Annotated in this window: 17 protein-coding genes; 7 read left to right on the forward strand and 10 right to left on the reverse strand. The window is 41.9% G+C overall.

The window, feature by feature from the left end:
* Positions 1-63: 63 nt before the first annotated feature.
* Entirely contained in the window at positions 64-429 is a 366-nt protein-coding gene (locus tag HWQ39_RS11405) for a DOPA 4,5-dioxygenase family protein (RefSeq protein ID WP_292844274.1), read from the forward strand.
* Between the two features lie 342 nt (positions 430-771).
* Here HWQ39_RS11405 and HWQ39_RS11410 read toward each other — a convergent pair whose 3' ends face one another.
* The 7 genes from HWQ39_RS11410 to HWQ39_RS11440 all read right to left on the reverse strand — a co-directional run bounded on the left by HWQ39_RS11410 (position 772) and on the right by HWQ39_RS11440 (position 7,987).
* Positions 772-1,080 carry a hypothetical protein gene (locus tag HWQ39_RS11410; RefSeq protein ID WP_292844277.1) on the reverse strand — a complete coding sequence of 103 codons (309 nt, stop codon included), beginning with the start codon at positions 1,078-1,080 and terminating at the stop codon, positions 772-774.
* 238 nt (positions 1,081-1,318) lie between these two features.
* Positions 1,319-1,909 carry a dephospho-CoA kinase gene (gene coaE / locus HWQ39_RS11415; protein ID WP_292844280.1) on the reverse strand — a complete coding sequence of 197 codons (591 nt, stop codon included), beginning with the start codon at positions 1,907-1,909 and terminating at the stop codon, positions 1,319-1,321.
* Positions 1,910-2,047: 138 nt separating this feature from the next.
* Positions 2,048-3,637 (reverse strand): uroporphyrinogen-III C-methyltransferase, encoded by a 1,590-nt coding sequence (cobA, locus tag HWQ39_RS11420; protein WP_292844425.1) that lies wholly within the window; start codon positions 3,635-3,637, stop codon positions 2,048-2,050.
* Positions 3,638-3,735: 98 nt separating this feature from the next.
* On the reverse strand, positions 3,736-4,965 hold the full coding sequence (locus HWQ39_RS11425; protein WP_292844283.1) for a tetratricopeptide repeat protein: 1,230 nt from the start codon (positions 4,963-4,965) through the stop codon (positions 3,736-3,738).
* 848 nt (positions 4,966-5,813) lie between these two features.
* Positions 5,814-6,287, reverse strand: a complete 474-nt coding sequence (locus HWQ39_RS11430; RefSeq protein WP_292844286.1) for a tetratricopeptide repeat protein — start codon at positions 6,285-6,287, stop codon at positions 5,814-5,816.
* A 3-nt stretch (positions 6,288-6,290) separates the two neighbouring features.
* Entirely contained in the window at positions 6,291-7,274 is a 984-nt protein-coding gene (locus tag HWQ39_RS11435) for a homogentisate phytyltransferase (protein ID WP_292844289.1), read from the reverse strand.
* Positions 7,275-7,837: 563 nt separating this feature from the next.
* Positions 7,838-7,987: a nicotinate phosphoribosyltransferase gene (locus HWQ39_RS11440; RefSeq protein ID WP_292844292.1), complete on the reverse strand. Its 150-nt coding sequence runs from the start codon at positions 7,985-7,987 to the stop codon at positions 7,838-7,840.
* 451 nt (positions 7,988-8,438) lie between these two features.
* Here HWQ39_RS11440 and HWQ39_RS11445 point away from each other — a divergent pair, with 451 nt between their 5' ends.
* From HWQ39_RS11445 to HWQ39_RS11460, 4 genes are all read left to right on the forward strand, one after another.
* Positions 8,439-9,845: a nicotinate phosphoribosyltransferase gene (locus tag HWQ39_RS11445; RefSeq protein WP_292844295.1), complete on the forward strand. Its 1,407-nt coding sequence runs from the start codon at positions 8,439-8,441 to the stop codon at positions 9,843-9,845.
* Between the two features lie 4 nt (positions 9,846-9,849).
* Positions 9,850-10,449: a nicotinate-nucleotide adenylyltransferase gene (locus HWQ39_RS11450; RefSeq protein ID WP_292844428.1), complete on the forward strand. Its 600-nt coding sequence runs from the start codon at positions 9,850-9,852 to the stop codon at positions 10,447-10,449.
* Positions 10,410-11,156 carry an NUDIX domain-containing protein gene (locus tag HWQ39_RS11455; protein ID WP_012411955.1) on the forward strand — a complete coding sequence of 249 codons (747 nt, stop codon included), beginning with the start codon at positions 10,410-10,412 and terminating at the stop codon, positions 11,154-11,156. Before HWQ39_RS11450 ends, HWQ39_RS11455 begins: the two co-directional genes overlap by 40 nt.
* Positions 11,157-11,387: 231 nt before the next feature.
* Positions 11,388-13,142, forward strand: coding sequence for an NAD+ synthase (locus tag HWQ39_RS11460; RefSeq protein WP_292844298.1), 1,755 nt, complete (start codon positions 11,388-11,390; stop codon positions 13,140-13,142).
* Between the two features lie 92 nt (positions 13,143-13,234).
* On the opposite strand, the gene HWQ39_RS11465 is transcribed toward HWQ39_RS11460, so the two are convergent.
* The 3 genes from HWQ39_RS11465 to HWQ39_RS11475 all read right to left on the reverse strand — a co-directional run bounded on the left by HWQ39_RS11465 (position 13,235) and on the right by HWQ39_RS11475 (position 17,970).
* Complete coding sequence (locus tag HWQ39_RS11465; protein ID WP_292844301.1) at positions 13,235-13,768, reverse strand: DUF2085 domain-containing protein; 534 nt, start codon at positions 13,766-13,768, stop codon at positions 13,235-13,237.
* A 34-nt stretch (positions 13,769-13,802) separates the two neighbouring features.
* Positions 13,803-15,914: a TIGR00300 family protein gene (locus tag HWQ39_RS11470; protein ID WP_292844304.1), complete on the reverse strand. Its 2,112-nt coding sequence runs from the start codon at positions 15,912-15,914 to the stop codon at positions 13,803-13,805.
* Positions 15,915-16,311: 397 nt separating this feature from the next.
* Positions 16,312-17,970 carry a DUF1565 domain-containing protein gene (locus tag HWQ39_RS11475; RefSeq protein WP_292844307.1) on the reverse strand — a complete coding sequence of 553 codons (1,659 nt, stop codon included), beginning with the start codon at positions 17,968-17,970 and terminating at the stop codon, positions 16,312-16,314.
* Positions 17,971-18,861: 891 nt separating this feature from the next.
* Here HWQ39_RS11475 and HWQ39_RS11480 point away from each other — a divergent pair.
* On the forward strand, positions 18,862-19,230 hold the full coding sequence (locus HWQ39_RS11480; protein ID WP_292844310.1) for a hypothetical protein: 369 nt from the start codon (positions 18,862-18,864) through the stop codon (positions 19,228-19,230).
* Between the two features lie 671 nt (positions 19,231-19,901).
* Positions 19,902-20,117, forward strand: a complete 216-nt coding sequence (locus tag HWQ39_RS11485) for a hypothetical protein (protein WP_292844312.1) — start codon at positions 19,902-19,904, stop codon at positions 20,115-20,117.
* The last annotated feature ends 102 nt before the right edge of the window (positions 20,118-20,219 follow it).

Consider the following 20,219-nt stretch of genomic DNA (forward strand, 5'->3'; position numbering starts at 1 on the left):
TTTTTCAGTAAGAAAGAAAAAGTCCACTACCCTAAATTAGAGTTGAGAGCGAAAAGTGGATCTATGAAAGAAGATGCTATAGAGATCGCTGGTTTTCACGCTCATGTTTACTTCGATACTGCCAGTCAGGATGTAGCTGCGCGTGTACGTGAAGGATTGGGCGCTAGGTTTGACGTGCAACTCGGACGCTGGTTTGACCACCCCATTGGCCCCCACCCACAGGGGATGTATCAAGTTGCTTTCTTACCGAATCAATTCGATCGAGTCGTTCCTTGGTTAATGCTCAATCGTGAGGGATTGGATATTCTTGTCCACCCAAATACAGGCGATGCTGTCTCCGATCATACGGAGCATTCTTTATGGTTAGGAAAAAAGCTAGATTTGAATATTGAGTTTCTTCGACAGGTTAGTTCAACTTCATCTAATTAAGGGAAGTAACCGACTTTATTGAGTAAAAGTTCTGAACTGGGGCGTGAAACTTTTTCTATTGTGATTAATAAAGTCCAATTTCTTGATAAATATAAGTTTCAGCCTATACTTAAGAATAAGAATTAAATAACATACAATTGATGTCCCTGGTTTACCTCACCCTCAATCCCTCTTTTTATAAAAGAGAGGGAGGCTAGAGACAGGATGAAGTTTTCCATCTTATTTAATTCACGTTCCTTAAGTTAAGTCTAGCGGAAAATAACTCCTCTTGTAGAGATGGCAAGAGGAGTTATTTTCTAAGAGATCTGTGGTATTGTAACGTTCTGCATCCGCAATAAATAGTTATTCTTGCCTACTTACTTGCTTGAGTAAAGCTATCCACATATCAGATGGATCGGAATAGTAATCAATTTCTTCAACTTGATATTGATAAGATTCACAACCTTCTCGTAAGATAATGCGATCGCAGGGTTTGATGCCTATCCCTACTCCAGTCATGTAGCCAATCATTCCTTCATTGAGGCGCTCAAATACGTAGTCGCTCCCCCAAATTTGTTGACTATAATCGTGTATTCTATTCTTCTGTTTTAATTTTGTGGCTGAAGAGATAACCAAAGATAATTTATTTAAAAAACTAAAACTTAAGTTCATACCTATCCTAATTGAAGAGAAGGCACTTAATAAAAATTAAAAAGTAGAATTGATAATTTATAAAGCTAACTTACTTAAAGTTACGGTAATTTTAACCGTAAATTCAACTGTAAAACCACCTAATTATTAGATAAAGTTTTGTGAGATATGAGTGTTGATTACTTAACAATATTATAAAGTTTTTGGATCTTGAAAATGTCGTTTAGGTATATTTTTTAATATAAATAGTATTTAGTATCTACTTGTGGGTTTTTAGGGCTACATCTATCTGCTTCAGTAATACTTCTAGGGTGGAGGAGTTATCTAAAACAACATCTGCATGAGCCACTTTTTCTTCAATAGATAATTGGCTGTTAATCCTAGCTTGTGCCTGATCTCTATTTAAATGGTTTCGCTGTATCAATCTTTGTAGTTGTTGCTCTTGAGAACAACGCACTACCCAGATTTCTGTAACTAAATCAGTCATCCCAGCTTCAAATAATAGAGGCACTACTAACACCAATATTTGTGAGGAAGACTGGGAAATTGCTTTGAGGAAGCGATCGCGCACGTCAGGGTGAATCAAATTGTCTATCCAGTTGCGTTCATCTTGACGATTAAAGATAATTTCGCCTAGCTTTTGGCGGTTGAGGCTGCCATCTGGTAGTAAAATTTGTTCGCCGTAACGCCCTGCAATCGCACCCAGAATCGGCGAACCTAAAGATACTGCCTCTCTAGCATAAATATCTGCATCCAAAATCGGCAAATTATAAACGCTAGCTAAATAATTGGTGACAGTGGTTTTGCCTGTGGCAATACCTCCAGTTAAGCCGATTATACGTTTAGGCATTGGGGATTAGGGATTAGGGATTGAGGATTGAGGATTGGGGATTGGGGATTGAGGATTAGGGATTGGGAACAGACTTCTTCAATAATTCTTCCTTGTCCTTGATTCCCAGTACCCAATCCCCAGTCCCCAATCCCTCATCTAAGAATTTGTCGCCCATAGGATCAGTGCTTCGGTTAAACCATCTAAAGTATATTCTTCAGCTTCTACATCCACACGTCCGAATAAAGTATGGCAAGTTTTGGAGGTTTGGGGGCCGATAGAGGCAATACAAACGCCCTCTAAGAGTTGGCTAGCATCAGAGTTGTGGGAAAATATGTTGTTAGTAAGTTGACAGAAAAATTGCACAGTTTTAGAACTGGCAAAGGTAATTATGTCTACCTTGCGGTTTTGCAGAGCCAACTCTGCTGCACGTGGAATACTACTAGGACAACAAGATTGATATGCAGCAACTTCTGTTACCTTTGCTCCCTTGATAGTTAATTCCTTAACTAAAACTTCTCTTCCACCGCTTTCAACTCTGGGAAATAAAACCGTTTTACCATCCAGTTGCTCTGGGAAATTTTCTACTAAAGAATCGGCAACAAAATTGGGGGGAATAAAATCTGCTTGCAGAGAGCGTTGTTTGAGACTTTGGGCTGTTTTCTCACCAACAACGGCAATTTTGACACCTGCTAAGGCACGGGTATCTTTACCTTGGGCATTTAGCCTTTCAAAAAAGTAGTCTATGCCATTGGTAGAAGTGAGAATTAACCAGTCGAAGTCAGATAAATGAGCGATCGCACGATCTAAAGCTTCCCAATTGGAAGGCGGGCCGATTTCTAAGGTAGGCATTTCGATGACTGTTGCACCTAATGCGATCAGGCGATCGCTAAATTGACTCGACTGGCTAACTGAACGTGTCACTAAAATTATTTTACCAGTAAGAGGAGATTGGGAGAAGTTGCTTGACATAGCAGGGAGGCTAAAAGTTTTGGCTGTAGTCGAATCCTGACAATCTATTTTCTCAGGTTGTAAGTACTTGCGTAGCCCAACAACTTCGCCAATCACAATTACCGCTGGAGAAAGGGATAATCCGGTGGTTTGTTCCAAAATATTGCCTAGTTGCGCTGTCCAAATTTGTTGATTAGGAGTTCCCGCCCAACGGATGATGGCAATGGGTGTTAAGTGTGATCGCCCGTGCCGCATCAGTTGATCTACAATCTCTGCTAGATGCTGCCCTCCCATCAAAATTACCAGTGTCTCTAACCGTGAAAGTGCCTCCCAGTCTAAAACCTCTGGTTCATGCGCTGTCAATACTGCAAAAGCGCGGCTTAACACCGGATCTGTCAGGGGAATTCCTGCTAACAAAGGTGCTGCAAGGGCTGAGGAAATTCCTGGTATCAGTTCAAAATCACAACCGGATGCTTTCAACGCTTCAATTTCAGAAGTGCAACGCCCAAAAATCAACGGATCGCCTGATTTCAGCCTTACAACTTGTTTTCCTTGCAGACAGTGGGTTACAAGTAACTTGTTAATTTCTCCTTGGCTTGTACTGGGTTTACCACCGCGTTTGCCAACATCCAACTTGAGGCAATCATCTGGTACGCACTGCAATAATTGAGCATCTACTAAAGCATCGTAAACCAACACCTGAGCAGCAGCTAAAAGATTGTAGGCTTTTACTGTCAGGTATGCCACATCTCCAGGCCCAGCACCTACGAGGTAGACTTTCCCCCTTTCTTGATTCACAATCATTTGTCATTTGTCAATAGTTCTTCTTCCCCAATTCCCAGTCCCCATTACCCCTTATCCCCAGAGGGGGCCCCACCTTCCCCAATCCCCTTTCTTCAATTCGTTCGGGTATTAATTTTTTGAATGAGCTGATCGACTTGCTCAACCATCTCCTTGTTTTCTTCTGCTTGGAATAACTCTCTGGCTTTTTTGAAATTTAAAATCGCTTCTTCTAGCTGTTTTTCTCTGCCCAAAGTGATGGCTAAATTATAGTAAGCATAAGCATAGTTGGGTACGAGGCTAATAGCTTTTTTGTAATGTGCGATCGCTTCTTGTGGCTTACCTTGATCGTCCATCGCATTTGCCAAACCCGTGTAAGCTTGTGCATGTTTCGGATCGAGGCGAATCGCTTGAGTATATTCGGCGATGGCTTGGGGTAACTGCTCTTGAGCGTATAAAGCACTTGCTAAATTATAGTGAGCGTCTGCATACTTGGGATTGAAACTTATAGCTTTTTTGTATTGTGCGATCGCATTTTCTAGCTTGCCTTGAGCGTATAGAGCATTTCCCAAGGCGTTATAACCTGCTGGATTTTTCGGATCGAAGCTAATGGCTGCTGTATATTCTGCGACTGCTTCTGTTGGTTTTCCTTGAGCGTACAAAGCGTTACCTAAATAATAGTGAGCGTCTGCATACTTGGGATCAAAGCTTATGGCTTTTTTGTATTGTGCGATCGCTTCTTCTAGTTTGCCTTGATCGTATAAAACAGTTCCCAAACGTGCGTAAGTCGGGGCATAATCTGGTTTAAGGCGAATCGCTTGAGTATATTCGGTAATTGCTTCTGTGAGCTTGCCTTGAGCGTAGAAAGCATTTCCTAAGTTATAGTGAGCTTCAGCATACTTGGGTTCGAGGTTAATGGCTTTTTTGTATTGTGCGATCGCTGCTTCTAATTGATCTACTCTCGCTAAAGTCAAACCCAAATTAAAGTATGCTCCAGAATCTTGAGGATCGAGGCTAATGGCTTTTTTGTATTGTGCGATCGCTTCTTGTGGTTTACCTTGATCGTCGAGGGTATTTCCCAAACCAATATAAGCTTGTGCAAAGTTGGGTTGCAGTTCAATTGCCCTCCGAAAAGCCGCCTCCGCTCCTTTGAAATCTCCTTGTTTATAGAGATTATTTCCTTGCTCAAAGTTAGCCTCTGCGTTTTTGTTCTGAGGAAGTGCTGCTCGATCTGAGTCTGGAATTTTTGCTAAAACAACGCCAACATCTTTACCAAAGGTAGTATTTCCATTGCTCAAACACAAGCAGATAATAGCTGCTACCAGTAGATTCTTATTTCTCAGCATTTTTCTTACCTTACCTGCTTGCTTTACACTTAATATCAAGTTCGGCTAATGGCCATCACAAAATACCCTAACCCCTCTGTGCTGGCTCCGAAAGGAGCAAAAGCGTAGCTTTGGGTTATAGTACAAATTATAAGTGATTAGGCTAACTTGATACAAGTGTACTCTCATATAATTGTTTATTTGTACACAATAGATGGAGCTTTATTAGGAGTAAAAAATCGTTTTTTAGGTAATTGCTGATACTTTTATTCCCATAAGTTTAATACAGCAGTTTTCATGTATTTGAACTACATCTGTCGTAAGGGCACAGCAATGCTCATTAGTTTAAACTTAACGCGAAACCGATTGTCCGCCCGGAATTAAAATTCCCGTCTCATAACCAAAGTCATCTGAAGATGACTAAATATCGCCAAAAATCTCCAGTCTACTTCAGTAAACTTAAGCTAAAATCCAAAAAAATTTATTTCCGGGCGGGCATGGAAGGCAACAGATAAGCTATTTCCAGCTTAAGTTGACACCTATGAGCAATGCTGTGCCCCTACCGCGTAGTCTATTTACCTGAAAATAGCTGTAATGTGAATGCGGTTAGTTAAAAAAATGACTTTAAATCAAGAGTTAAACTTTAACTTACCTGTATTGCAATAGACTTGGGTTTTCGAGACGCGATAAATCGCCGTCTCTACAAGTGTTTTGGACTGAACTGAACTGTATTGACTTAATATTGGAACATAATTAAGATAGACACTCGGAAATTCCCAAATAAAAACCATTCCCATCATTATGGTGAGAATTGCAAAAAAATTAGGAGACAGAACAGGAAAATTTAATCTTCACAATTCTCATTCAACTTAAGATTCACTTGACTTAATACTCATTTTATCTAACAATTTAGTGATTTTTTGAGCTTTTTCAGGTTGCCGCTGTTTTTGTAATAAATCTTTAGCTTGTATCAGGTTAGTTTTCGCTTCTTCTTCTCGCTTTTGCTGCATGAGAATGTTTGCCAGACGCAAGTAAGCATCAGGATTTTTCGGGCTGCGGCGAATTACTTCTTGGAATAATTCTGTTGCTTCTTTTACTTGTCCTTGCTGGTTTAAAACATCTCCCAAAAACAAACGCACGACATCATTTGTAGAGTTGATGGAAATCACTTTGCGAAAGGCTGCTTCTGCACCTTGGTAATCTTTTGCTTGAGCAAGATTGATGCCTTTTTGAAACAAGTCTGAGGTTATCAAAGTTTTCCAAGCGAAATAACCAAGGATTGACAGACTGAGAACAACTACAACAGCAGCGATAATCGAACTAGTGGGAAAGGTTTCTAGCATTGTCTAAGCCAAAAGACAGGCGATAGGAAAAATCAGATATTCCATAAAAAAGAGTTTCCAGATAAATTGGTAGAATTGAGCGATCGCACTTTTATCTTGTAAGTCTACCGTCAAACTCCGCAACCACAGCCAAGCCAACAGCCCCAAATGAGTAACTATCAAGAATATGGGATTAACTGAGGCGACGTGTAGCACCCCAACCAGAATAATTCCCAAATAGCAGGCAGTTATTACCCAAAGAGACAAATTAAACACAGCTTGCGAGCCGAGTTTGATGGTGAAAGTAGTAATATTGTAGAGGCGATCGCCTTCCATATCGGGGATATCTTTAAAAATCGCGATCGCAAAGGTAAACACCAAAATAAATAACGTCAGCACCCATACCACAGGCGGAATTGTTTGGCTTTGGTGCAACGCCCAACTGTAATGCAGATATAACCCTAAGTTCACAATCGTACCGCGCACCGAAAAAATACACAGCGCCGCCCAAACGGGAAACTGTTTCAAGCGAATTGGCGGTAAAGAATAAGCAGTACCAATGGCCAAACTAATCGCCACCATCCCCAATAAGAACGGGCCAGTTAGCCACGCCACAACCAGCGCCAAAATCCCAGTAGAAGCAACAATTAATTGCCCTGTTTGCTGAGAAAACTCACCAGATGCTAGGGGTAAATGAGGCTTATTAATCTTGTCAATTTCCACATCTTCTAATTGATTCAGCCCCACAATGTAGACATTGCCACACAGACAAGCAATCCATGCGCCCAACAAAGGGAGTAGTGAATACCTTGTAGAGACGCGATTCATCACGTCTATATTTATCGCACCTGTACTAATGGCAACAGCAATTAAATATAAACCCAAAACACTTAGGCTTGTACCAATAATTGTGTGCGGGCGAGAGAATTTCCAGAAAGCGTATAACCACTGGAAATATGATTGAACGGGTTTGCCTGATAAAGGGCTGTTTTGAGAACTCTGGCTCATGAGTAGCTTAAATACTGTATTCTGGCTAGTTGTTAATCATTGTTACAGAATTTGGTCATTAACAAGAACCAAAAACCTACATAGTATCTAAGTAAGCCGATGAGAAAAATTTAATGTATATTATGAAGAAATATAAATTAGCTGTAGGGTGTGTTATGCCGTAGGCTAACGCACCTGAGATTGTTGACGATGGAGCGCTTGGCGACAACACACCCTACATTAAAATTCCTTAATATAGCTGGAAATATTACCACAAAGTTACTTATATCTTCGGTTCTTCAGTACCTTTGATGCTCAAGTTCCAGTTAAAAATCTCAGAAGTCTCGCCATTTGCAGGTGGAGCTTTTACCATAGTGCTGAGTACTGATCTTACTCAGCACTCAGCACTCTAAGCCGTTGCGCTTTGCTTCACACAACCGACATTTTTCACAAAGCCAAGCGTATTGAACTATAGAATTGCTATTTGATTGGCTCTCCACCAAGATAAAAATATCCCCGACTTCTTTAAGAAGTCAGGGATCTTTTTGTTCATAACTATTTTTTAAATGCTGTATCAGCACCTACTAATTATCATCTTTACGCTTATCGTAAGGCTCACCTGTAAAAGGTTGTATCCCAATAACAGGATAGGCATCATCCGTAGGGCCAAAAATCCGCATCGCAGCTTCAGAAATATACTGAGTTATGTTAGCAATGATTTTGGAAATAGCCATAATATTTGACTCCTCTTTTCGAGTCACTTCAATGGTGATGCCTATACTGTAATGCTAATATTTAAAGCTGGCTCTAATTCTCAATATATTGAGAATTTATGCAATGTTTATTTAGATAAGTTCGCAATACTTTAGCTTCTTAAAAAGCCAAACTTTTATCTTCGATTCTAATTGTAACATAGTTATTTCTTCAACCCTAGTCGAGGAAAGAGGCTGGCAAACAAACTTTCTCTGACAGAATCTTGTTTTTTTCATTAGCCGCCCGTTCCGATTAACATTATTGCTAGCTATTACTATTAAAAAATATTAAATATTTGATAAAGTTAGTATTAATTTGACTATGAATCTGCCTTTTGACAGCGATCTGAGAAAATATACTTGCTGGGAGTTGACATTATTTATGGTAAATATTACCATAAATGAAAGAAGCATCTTGTAAGGAAGCTCTTGCATGACAACTTTGCCAGATTTGAATTATGTACATAAACAGCAAAGCCAGCAGAACCAGGAATTAAACCTCTCTGCGGATGACTACAGCTTGCTGACCGACCTTTACCAGTTAACGATGGCAGCTTGTTACACAGGTGAAGGTATAGAACAACGACGGGCAAGCTTTGAATTGTCTGTCAGACGATTGCCAGAGGGTTTTGGTTATTTAATTGCAATGGGGCTAACACAGGCATTGGAATATTTAGCCAAAATCCGCTTTAGTTCCGCGCAAATTGCGGCATTACAGGCAACGGGAATTTTTGCTCACGCAGGCGATCGCTTTTGGTCACTTTTAGCTGAGGGAAAATTTACGGGTGACGTTTGGGCAGTACCAGAAGGGACAGCTGTGTTTGCCAATCAACCACTGTTGCGGGTGGAAGCACCCCTGTGGCAAGCCCAACTAGTAGAAACTTACCTTTTAAATACGATTAATTACCAGACTTTGATTGCCACAAGAGCAGCGCGGCTGCGGGATATTGCGGGGGAATCAGCAACACTTTTAGAATTTGGCACAAGACGAGCATTTAGTCCCCAAGGGTCTTTGTGGGCGGCGCGGGCGGCGTTGGCGGGTGGGTTAGATTCCACTTCCAATGTGTTAGCAGCGCTACAACTGGGAGAAAAGCCAAGTGGTACGATGGCACACGCCCTGGTGATGGCGTTGTCAGCAATAGAAGGCACTGAAGAACAAGCCTTTAGTGCATTTCATCGATATTTTCCGGGTGCGCCATTGCTGATTGATACTTACGATACCATTGCTGCTGCCGGGCGCTTGGCCGAAAAAGTAAATTCTGGGGAAATGCAATTAACAGGAGTGCGATTGGACTCAGGAGATTTAGTTACCTTATCAAAACAGGTGCGATCGCTCCTTCCCGGTGTGCCAATTTTTGCTAGTGGCGACTTGGATGAGTGGGAAATTGCCAGATTAAAAGCTGCTGGGGCGCAAATTGATGGTTATGGACTGGGAACGCGACTAGTTACAGGTTCGCCTGTAAATGGAGTCTATAAACTTGTAGACATTGATGGCATCCCAGTGATGAAGCAGTCTAGTGGTAAGGTTACTTATCCGGGACGCAAGCAGATTTTTCGCTCATTTACAGGAGGTAAGGTAAAAGCAGACAGGTTGGGACTCTTAGGTGAAAGTTTTCTGGACGAAGAACCTTTGTTGCAGTTGGTAGTGCAAGAAGGTGAACGAGTGCAGCCGTTGGAGTCGTTGGCAACAATTCGTCAACGTACCGCCGCCTCAGTTGCCAGTTTGCCACAACAAACACGGCGCTTGGATCATCCTGTAGCTGTAGAAGTGGAGATTTCTGAGGGGTTACGGGTGTTAACTGAAGAAACTAAGAAACGAACCGCCAAGGACGCAAAGTAAGATGATGAGAGTTGCTTTGTTTGGTACTAGTGCCGATCCACCAACTGCTGGACATCAAAAAATTCTGAGTTGGTTGTCTGAGGGTTATGATTGGGTAGCGGTTTGGGCCGCGGATAATCCATTTAAGTCCCATCAAACACCTTTGGAACATCGGGCGGCAATGTTACGATTGTTAATTGCGGATATAGACGCACCACGCCACAATATTGCTTTAGAACAAGAATTGAGTAGCTTTAGAACACTGGAAACAGTAGAAAAAGCAAAGGTTATTTGGGGTGAGGATGCTGAATTAACAATGATCATTGGTTCAGATTTACTGAGTCAGCTACCACGTTGGTATCGCATTGAAGATTTGTTACAGGAAGTGCAACTACTGATTGTACCGCGACCCGGATATGCAATAGATGAATCTAGTTCAGAGGTAGTGCAAAAGCTGGGAGGGAAAATTGCGATCGCTAGTCTGACCGGTCTAGATGTTTCCTCAACAGCGTACCGCGAACATGGAGATTCTCAAGCCCTCATAGCCCCTGTAGTTGCCTATATTAATCGAGAGCATTTGTACGAATGCCAGGACGTTCACAAAAAAAGATACCAACTCCGTTAAACCAACAACCTTTGGCCGATTTCAAGGTTGGTGTTGATAATGTAATTTTTTCTGTAGATACTGTACAAAATCGGCTGTTAGTTCTCCTAGTAATGCGACAGCAAGAACCATTTTTAAATCATTGGAGTCTTCCCGGTACTTTGGTACGTCCCGGAGAGTCTTTAGAAGATGCCGCCTATCGCATTATGGCAGAGAAAATTAAGGTCAATAATCTCTACTTAGAACAACTGTATACATTTGGCGGGCCGAATCGCGATCCACGGGAAGCAACTGATAGTTATGGTGTGCGTTATCTATCAGTTAGTTATTTTGCCCTAGTGCGATTTGAAGAAGCCGAATTAATTGCCGATCGCATGACTGGTATAGCTTGGTATCCAGTCAAACAAGTGCCGCAACTAGCTTTTGACCATAATGAAATTCTGGCCTATGGACATAGGCGGTTGCGAAATAAATTAGAGTATAGCCCGGTGGCTTTTGAAGTCTTGCCAGAAATGTTCACCTTGAATGATTTATATCAGTTATACGCCACAGTTTTAGGTGACAATTTTTCCGATTATTCTAATTTTCGGGCACGTCTACTCAAGTTAGGTTTTTTATGCGATACCGGAATTAAGGTATCGCGGGGTGCTGGCCGTCCAGCTAGCTTGTACAAGTTTGACGCTGAAGCTTTTGCCCCCTTAAAAGATAAACCTTTAGTGTTTATTTAGCAAATCAGTTTGCTGAGTCCAAAATCCTGCAATACCCTTCGGTTAAGATCCCCCCGCCTGCGGCGACCCCCTTCTTAAGGGGGTAAAAGAGGGTTATAAACCCCATTTTTAAGGGGGGTTGGGGGGATCTTCAAAATATTAAAACGTTAACCGAACCGTATTGCAAAGTCCTGAGTAACTTCTTTTGACTCTTGACAAATGACAAATGACCAATGACTAATAACAAATAATATGAAAATAGCGATCGCTCAAATTAATCCTACTATCGGTGATTTACTTTTAAATGCCCAAAAAATCCTGGAGGCGGCACAACGAGCAGCATCTAGCGGTGCGCGTTTGTTGTTGACACCAGAACTTTCTTTGTGCGGCTATCCACCAAGAGATTTATTACTAAATCCTAGTTTTGTGGAAGCGATGGGCATTACTTTACAAAACTTGGCTCAGGATTTACCACCAAATTTAGCTGTGTTGGTAGGAACTATTGAACAGAACCTCGAAGCGTCTATTACTGGCGGTAAAAGTTTATTTAATAGCATGGCTTTGTTAGAAAATGACAAGGTTAAGCAAGTTTTTCATAAGCGACTTTTGCCTACTTACGATGTATTTGATGAACGTCGCTATTTTGAACCAGGCTTGCAAGCTAATTATTTCACTTTAGATAATATCGATATTGGCGTAACTATTTGCGAAGATTTATGGAACGACGAGGAATTTTGGGGCAAACGTAGTTATGCAGTAAATCCGATTGCTGACTTAGCTATTTTAGGTGTAGATTTGATTGTAAATTTGTCTGCTTCGCCTTACACGGCTGGCAAGCAGCAGTTTCGTGAAACTATGCTCAAGCATAGTGCAATACGTTTTCAACAACCAATGATTTATGCTAATCAGGTTGGCGGAAATGATGACCTAATTTTTGATGGGCGAAGTTTTGCTTTGAATCGTCAAGGTGAAGTTATATCTCGCGCCCGTGGTTTTGAGACTGATTTATTAGTCGTGGAATTTGACGAAGCACAACGTGATTTGCAGTTGGGTTCTGTAGCACCGATATATGAATCGGAAGATGAAGAAATTTGGCAAGCATTGGTTTTAGGAGTGCGAGATTACGCTCGTAAGTGTCGCTTTTCTAAAGTAGTGTTGGGTTTAAGTGGGGGGATTGACTCTGCAATAGTAGCTGCGATCGCCACGGCTGCACTTGGTAAAGAAAATGTCCTCGGTGTTCTCATGCCTTCCCCTTATAGTTCGGAGCATTCCATCAGTGATGCTGTGGCATTAGCCGAAAACTTGGGGATTAAAACTAATCTTTTACCAATTGGCGAGTTAATGCAAGGCTTCGATCAAACATTAGGTGAATTGTTTGCGGGTACGGAGTTTGGACTGGCTGAAGAGAATATCCAATCGCGGATTCGCGGTAATTTATTAATGGCGATCGCTAATAAATTTGGTTATCTGCTTTTATCTACCGGTAACAAATCAGAAATGGCGGTTGGTTACTGTACCCTTTACGGCGATATGAATGGCGGGTTAGCGGTGATTGCAGATGTTCCGAAAACCCGTGTGTATTCACTTTGCCAATGGTTAAATCGCAATAATGAAATCATCCCGCAAAACGTCTTAACTAAACCACCCAGCGCCGAACTCAAACCAGGCCAAGTGGATCAAGATTCTCTACCGCCTTACGAAGTTTTGGACGATATTTTGCAACGCCTGATTCACAACCACCAATCAGCAGCGCAAATTGTCGCAGCCGGTCACGATGCGGTGATTGTAGATAGAGTAATCCAAATGGTAGCGCGGGCTGAATTTAAACGGCGACAAGCACCCCCCGGCTTAAAAATCACCGATCGCGCCTTTGGAACAGGTTGGCGAATGCCAATTGCTAGTAACTGGGTTGGTGTCAAAAACGTTTACCAGGCTAAAACCATAGCTACACCTACCTTAGTCTATCGGGATGGACAAGATGCCCATCCGCAAATCAATATTGGTTAAGGGAACTCTAAGAAATAAATTATCCAATATTGTGGGGTGGGCGACACGATAACCTAGTCCATAAGGCGGCCGAGACGCCCACCCCACAAGAGTTAATTGGATACTTTTTTATTTGGAAGTCCCTTAGCACCCTGCCACCCATGCAAGATTGGCATAGTAAACAATCCCCATGCCAAACCCGTAATTAACCCAAAAGGCGTAACTAGATAATTATTAAAATTCCACAAACCAAAAACTTGTGCTGCCAATTCCAAAGGATAAGACATCATCAGCACACTTGCGATCGCCACACCACTCCAGCCATACTGACTCAACCAGTAAAATCCCTTACTACCAGTTATGCCATACAGCAGACGAGTAATCAGCAAACCCGTGACAGTGCCGTAGCAGCGCATACACACAGCCATAATAAACGGTGGTGCTAAATCTAACCCCATATCTGGTTGCGGACAGACATGATTACCCATGAAATAAATGATGTCCGCAATTCCAGGAAGCAAAGACACTCCAGACGCAGCCAAAAAGGGAGCGATAGGCGGGCCAAAAACCATTCCTATCAACAAGAAATCAGCAATCAAACTGACCCAATTAACCTGCAACTCTTCACTAAAAGCTACTCTTGTCATCTCCCTTTCTCTGCGTCCTCTGCGGTTCGTTCTTTTAACCTACCTTATTCACATAAGGACTTGTCAACTTATCCAACTGCTGAATTAGCAGACTGAGGAATAAACCCACATCTGTCACCACACCCACCGATTCTACAGAACCGCGATCGCTTAACTTAGTTACCACAGCTGGATTAATATCTACACACACCATCTTCACACCCGCCGGGGTCATATTCCCCACGCCAATGGAGTGCAGCATCGATGACAACATCAAAATCATCTCTGCACCTTCTAAATGTTTGGCATATTCCTCCTGTGCTTGAATCAAATCCATTACGGTATCAGGTAAAGGCCCGTCATCCCGAATCGATCCCGCAAGCACAAAAGGTATATTATTGTGGACACATTCATACATCACGCCACTTTTAATTGCTCCCGCCTCCACAGCTTTCGGAATGCTGCCATAACGGCGGATACTATTAATTACCTTCAGGTGATGGCGGTGTCCACCACGAACGGCGACACCCCGCTTCATGTCCACACCTAAAGAAGTGCCCATGATATTTTGTTCGATGTCGTGAACTGCGATCGCATTTCCACCCAACAACGCTTGCACATATCCTTCCCGAACTAGTTGCGCCAGGTGTTCGCCGCCACCAGTGTGAATCACCACCGGGCCAGCCGTGACAACTACTTTACCACCAGCATCGCGGATTTTACGCAATTCCCAAGCCACTTGCTCAACGACTAATTCCACGCGCCGCTCGCTGGAAACTCCCGCCGACATAAAGCTGAATTCTTGAGTGCTGCGGACTTCGCGCGATTCAGTTTTGCGGATGGTGCGGATACCTAAAACGTCTACAATTACCTGTTCGCCAACTTTTAAATCACGTAGTATTTTACACCGAGCAACTAAACCTGTGGGAGATTGAGTAATGGCGATCGCGCCATCCATTCGTTGATTTTCTACCTTCACCCACTGACCACTAATGCGTACTTCCGTGGGATAAATGGTACTGACGTAGAAATCATCAGGCGCAACACCATCTTGGATTACCGGCTCCAAGATAGCATCTCGCTCATCATGGGGTAAATTTACTGCACCCAAATCAATCAACATTGAGATGATTTCTTCCATCACCTCATGAGATGGTGCTGATACCTTCACCTCTGCGGCTGAGGTACTTTGCCGTTGTTCTCCCAAGTTGAAATTTAAGACTTGGAAACTTCCCCCGGCATCTATAATCAAATCCAAAGCGCGGTTGATTAAGCCAGCATCTAGCAAATGCCCTTCCATGCGAATAACGCGGCTTTCTACCGAGACATTGGCATGAATTTCATCTCTAACTGGTTCTGTAACCCGCAGAGTTAAGCATTTAGCCGCACCACCAGCTTTGAGAAATTCCGTCAGTGGAGTTTCCAGAACTTGGAAACCTGCATCTGCAAGGCGGGTTTTCAAAGCATCACTCGCCTTGTTCATAATGACGATGCTATCCACATTCACCGTATTACAAGCGAAGTTGACTGCATCGGCTTCAGCAATGGCGATTCGCTTTTCTGGCGCGACTCGCATTTCAATTAAGCGGTTGGAGTAAGAATCAAAAGCACCGGGATAGTACAGCAAATAGCCGTTTGTTAGGGGACAAAAGCAGGTATCCAGATGATAGAAACGTTCATCTATTAATCGCAGGGATAGCACCTCAATATCTAGCCATTTAGCTAGATAAGGGTGAGAATCTAATTCTGAGCGGAAACCGTATCCCGCCCATAACCAGCGTCCTTCCCGATCTAGCAGTGCGTCTCCTGCTCCCTCAAAGGGTAAATCTTTGGGAAGTTCATTGACTGTATAACCATTTGCCTCAAACCATTGTTTGAAGAAAGGCTCCTCGCCCTGACGTTCTTTGTGCAAAAAGCGACTGAGAACGACATTATCGCCCAGAACTAAGCCAGCGTTGGCAGTAAAAACCAAATCAGGCCAGCCTTTTTCAGGTGGTACTAAATCTACAATGGCGTGTTGTTTGAGGATTTGATGTAGTCCCTGCCACTGTTCCACGGCGCGATCGCGCGATGACTTGTGAATATTCCCTTCCATCCAAGGATTAATCACATAGTCCACATCGTAGTGGTCAGGAGGGCACATTAAAAAGCGAATCCGGGAAGTCATAAAAATCTTAGCGTTTTATATGCTACAAGCTTACTTTGAATACAGATTTTTTTCTCTACAGGTAAAATCTGCTACTAGAGCTTCTATCTTTTGATAGACTTTACAAAGCCTTCGCGATCAATTCTATTACTGGAAGATGGTAATAATACTAATTCAAAATTAATAAAACCTGCTTTAATCCGGGTTTCCAGGAAAGTGGGGCAAGTAAAAACACCATTAAAAGCAGCAAATATTGTTAGCGATTGCTCTTTTCCTCTTCCTTATCCTTTATAAGAGAAGGGATGAAGCTGTGAAAAAGCAGGGGAGCAGGGGAGAAGTTGCAGTAAGTTTTTCTCCTCCGCACCTTTTTGTTTTGTCCCAATCCCCAATCCCCAGTCCCCAGTCCCCAATACCGAGTTCAAGCAGTTACTATATACGATGAGTTGATCGCTGCTACACGCCCAGCATCCACCAAAGCTTGATACACGATCGCCGCTACTTCACCACGCGTAGCATCGCGGGTAGGATTAAGTTGTTTCAGGTTTGGGTAATTGACGATAATTTCCTTGTCTATAGCTTTTACTACCTCATCCTTGGCATATTCAGGAATTTTGGCTTGGTCATCGAAAACTTTGATAGTTGCCGTACCATCGCTAGATAGCCCCAATCCATTCACCAGGGAGACAATCACTTGCACGCGCTGGATGTTTTTGTTTGGGCCAAAGGTATTATCGGGAAAACCAGAGAGAAATAAACCTTGATATGCCTGCTGAATTACCTTGGATGCCCAGAAGTCTGCTGGTACATCTTTGAATTTGCTTGCTGCACGATTTGGCGATGGATTGAAAGCTTTTACCAATAATGCCGCGTATTGTGCGCGTGTCATCGTTGCATCGGGCTTAAATGTGCGATCGGGAAAACCATTAATTATCCCCAATTTGACTAATTCCCGAATAAACCCACCTGCCCAATGATTCGCAATATCAGTTAATTCGATTGTAGGCGTTGGAGTTGGAGTTGTTGGGGTTGGGGTTGGAGTTGTTGGAGTTGGAGTTGTCGGGGTTGGAGTTGTCGGGGTTGGAGTTGTTGGGGTTGGAGTTGTTGGGGTTGGAGTTGTTGGGGTTGGGGTTGGAGTTGTTGGGGTTGGAGTTGGCGTTGTAGGCGTTGGTGTTGTTGGAGTTGTAGGCGTTGGCGTTGGCGTTGGAACCGGACTATCTGCAAACTCTATGTTTCCGGTGACTTTAGATGCATCTATTTTATTTCCTAGAGAAACCAGCTTGTTAGAACTAGCATTTTGCAAATCAAATTTACCGTTATTGCGTAGAGTATTACCCCCTGGATTATTGTTACTGCCGATATCCGGTAGAGCAGTTCCAATTACTGTGATACCATCATCAGTGTTATTTTCACTGACATTATTACGTAATACGGGACGAGCGCTACCAGAGATGACAATCCCAGAACGGTTTTCATAAATTCTGTTATCTCGAAGGATAGGTGATGCAGTATCACTAATGGCAATGCCAAAACCCGTTTTCGAGTAGGTATTATTTTCAATTTGACCTTTAGAATTTTTAGCGATCGCAATTCCATTAGCTGCATTATCACTGAACACATTACCTAGAACAACTGGATTAGCATCGCCTGTAGCAAATACTCCCTCCCGCTTATTATTGATAAAGGTGCTATTAGCAACAGTCGGGGCAGTTGATTCAATCCAGACGCCACTACCACGGCTAGCCAAATTTGTTACAGTCACTCCCCGCAGTTCGGCTTTGTCCAGCAACACAAATGTGACATTCTGACCAGCAAAAGTACGGCTCAGGTAGTTACCACTTCCTTCAATCAAAATACCATTACCTTTGTTGGTTTCATTCCCCACCACTGTCACACCAGACGGAACCGTTAGCGGAAACACTTCACCGCTAGCAGCATTGTAATTACCATCTGCCAGCTGAATCTTAGTATCAACAGTTGCTACTTTGAGGGCTTGGGTAATGGTTTTGAAGGGGGCTTGTTGACTACCGACGTTAGTATCGCTTCCTGATGCTGGATTTACGTAAAAAGTTTGAGCCATATTTATACTTTAATAAAATACATAGCTATCCTAGCGCTAACCGTGAAAGTGGGTAGCTTCTGATGCGTTAAGTAACTTAAAGTACTTCTCACTGCAAAGTTAAAAACTTATGCAAAAGCATTTGTGTAAGTTTTTATTCTCGCAAAAGCTATTAAAGAAGGATAATCTGCAATACCTCTTTTAGGGAACGAGAATCTAAGTAGGTGGGTGAGAAAATTTATAACTATGTCATTGCGTTGGCGTAAGCCTTCCCGCAGGGTATGCAACGAGGTGGAGTGAAGCAATCGCAAGGACAGGGATTGCTTCTCTTCGAGACGCACTCGCGTTCGCAATGACTGTAATTAATTCTGTACGCTTACTTATTTTTTTATTTGGAAGTCCATAAACGAATTTACTATCAAACCTTCTTTGCATACATCTATTACATTGATATAAACCTACTAATACTTACATTTTCTCTATCCACATAAGTTGTATTTTGTCAAAAAAATTAGATGCGTTTCTCTTGGGTAGGTGAGATGTTTATAGAGGGGTCTTTCAGATTCCGTGAAAAGCAAAAGAAAAAATAAAATTTGTAGAATTCGGATTGACAGATATTCTTTTCATCATATATTAAGGACATGGGAGTTTATCTCATCCTCTCGAAATAAATCCTGACACTAAAAAGTTAAATTCTATTGTTCTGAATAGAGATAACTTTTGTTTTGCCTTAATGTCTTCTCTGCAAGAACGACTACTGCTTGGGAACTGCTAGTCTTCTATGACATTAAGGGTAAACCCCGTATAGGTGAGATTTACATATTATCTATCAACAACACCTAACCTATCGGCGGTTATCGGTGATAAATATCGAGCGTATTTCCTAAACACCAACTTTTAGGAGAAAATCACATGGTCTTCACAGTAGAAACAGCCCAGTTAAACAACCAAAACATCTTACAAAATTTTGGTTTGGTTGAAGAAATTGACGCGCAATCTGCGGAAATCATTTCTGGTGGTTACGAAGTGTTTACGATTAGAAACAACACAGGATATTACATTAAGCATAAATTAGATGGTAAGTTATTCAAAATGGAACCAAACCAAGAATCGGTATATACTACCTACAATGGAGGAATCATTCAATTTGATGCTGATATGCGGGGTGGGTACCAAAGATGGAAATCATATAATTTGCGTGATGGTAAAATATATGAATTTAAAGACAATGGCAAAACTCCTGGCAATCCCTATGACATCAACATCTATCGGGTATGCTAATCTGAATTTTCACATTAAGTAGGTGGGTCTAAATAAATATAAGATAATTCGTCATTGCGTTGGCATAAGCCTTCGCCAGGGTACGAAGTGTTCGCGGAGCGTCTCTAAGAGTTGCAATCGCAAAGACTGAGATTGCCACCCTTCACTTGATTCCACTCGCAAAGATATCTTATATTTAATTGCGTCTACTTAATTATGTGAAAAAATCAATCAACGCATGATCTAAACCCCTAACTATAGCAAGGGAGATTTCCAAATATCTCCTCTTCTCTACCCTACAATAAGGGGTTGATAAGATGCTTATAGAGGGGTTTTTAAGATTCCGTGAAAAGCAAAAAAAACATAAAATTTGTAGAATTTGCATTGATAAATATTGTTTTTCTCATATACTAATAATAGGGGAAGTTAATCATATCCTCTTGAAATAAATCCTGGCACTAAAAAGTTAACTCCTATTACTCTGAATAGAGATAACTTTTGTTTTTTGCCTTGATGTCTTCTCTGCAAGAATGACTACTGTGTGGGAACTGTTAGTCTTCTATGACATTAAGAGCAAACGCCGTGTAGGTGAGATTTACATATTATCTATCAGCAACACCTAACCTGTCGGCGGCTATCGCTGATAAATATCGAGCGTATTTCCTAAACACCAACTTTTAGGAGAAAATCAAATGGTCATCACAGTCGAAAAATCCCTGTTAAATAACCAAAGCATCTTACAAGATTTTGGTTTGGTTGAAGAACTTGACGCCCAATCTGCTGAAATAATTTCTGGCGGTCATCATGGTCATCACCATCACCATCATCACCATCGTCACTGCGGTCATCATGACTGGGATCGCGATCGCCGTGATAACGACAGAGAATATAGCTATTCGATACGCTAATCTGACTTTTGACGTTATGTGGAAAAAGCCCTTTTAGCCACCCTCAATGAATCATCTTTCTGCATAAATCCTAATTCAATACAGTCAAGTCATTTGACTTGA

Source organism: Nostoc sp. NMS8, from assembly GCF_017115045.1.
In the GTDB taxonomy this organism is placed as follows: domain Bacteria; phylum Cyanobacteriota; class Cyanobacteriia; order Cyanobacteriales; family Nostocaceae; genus Nostoc.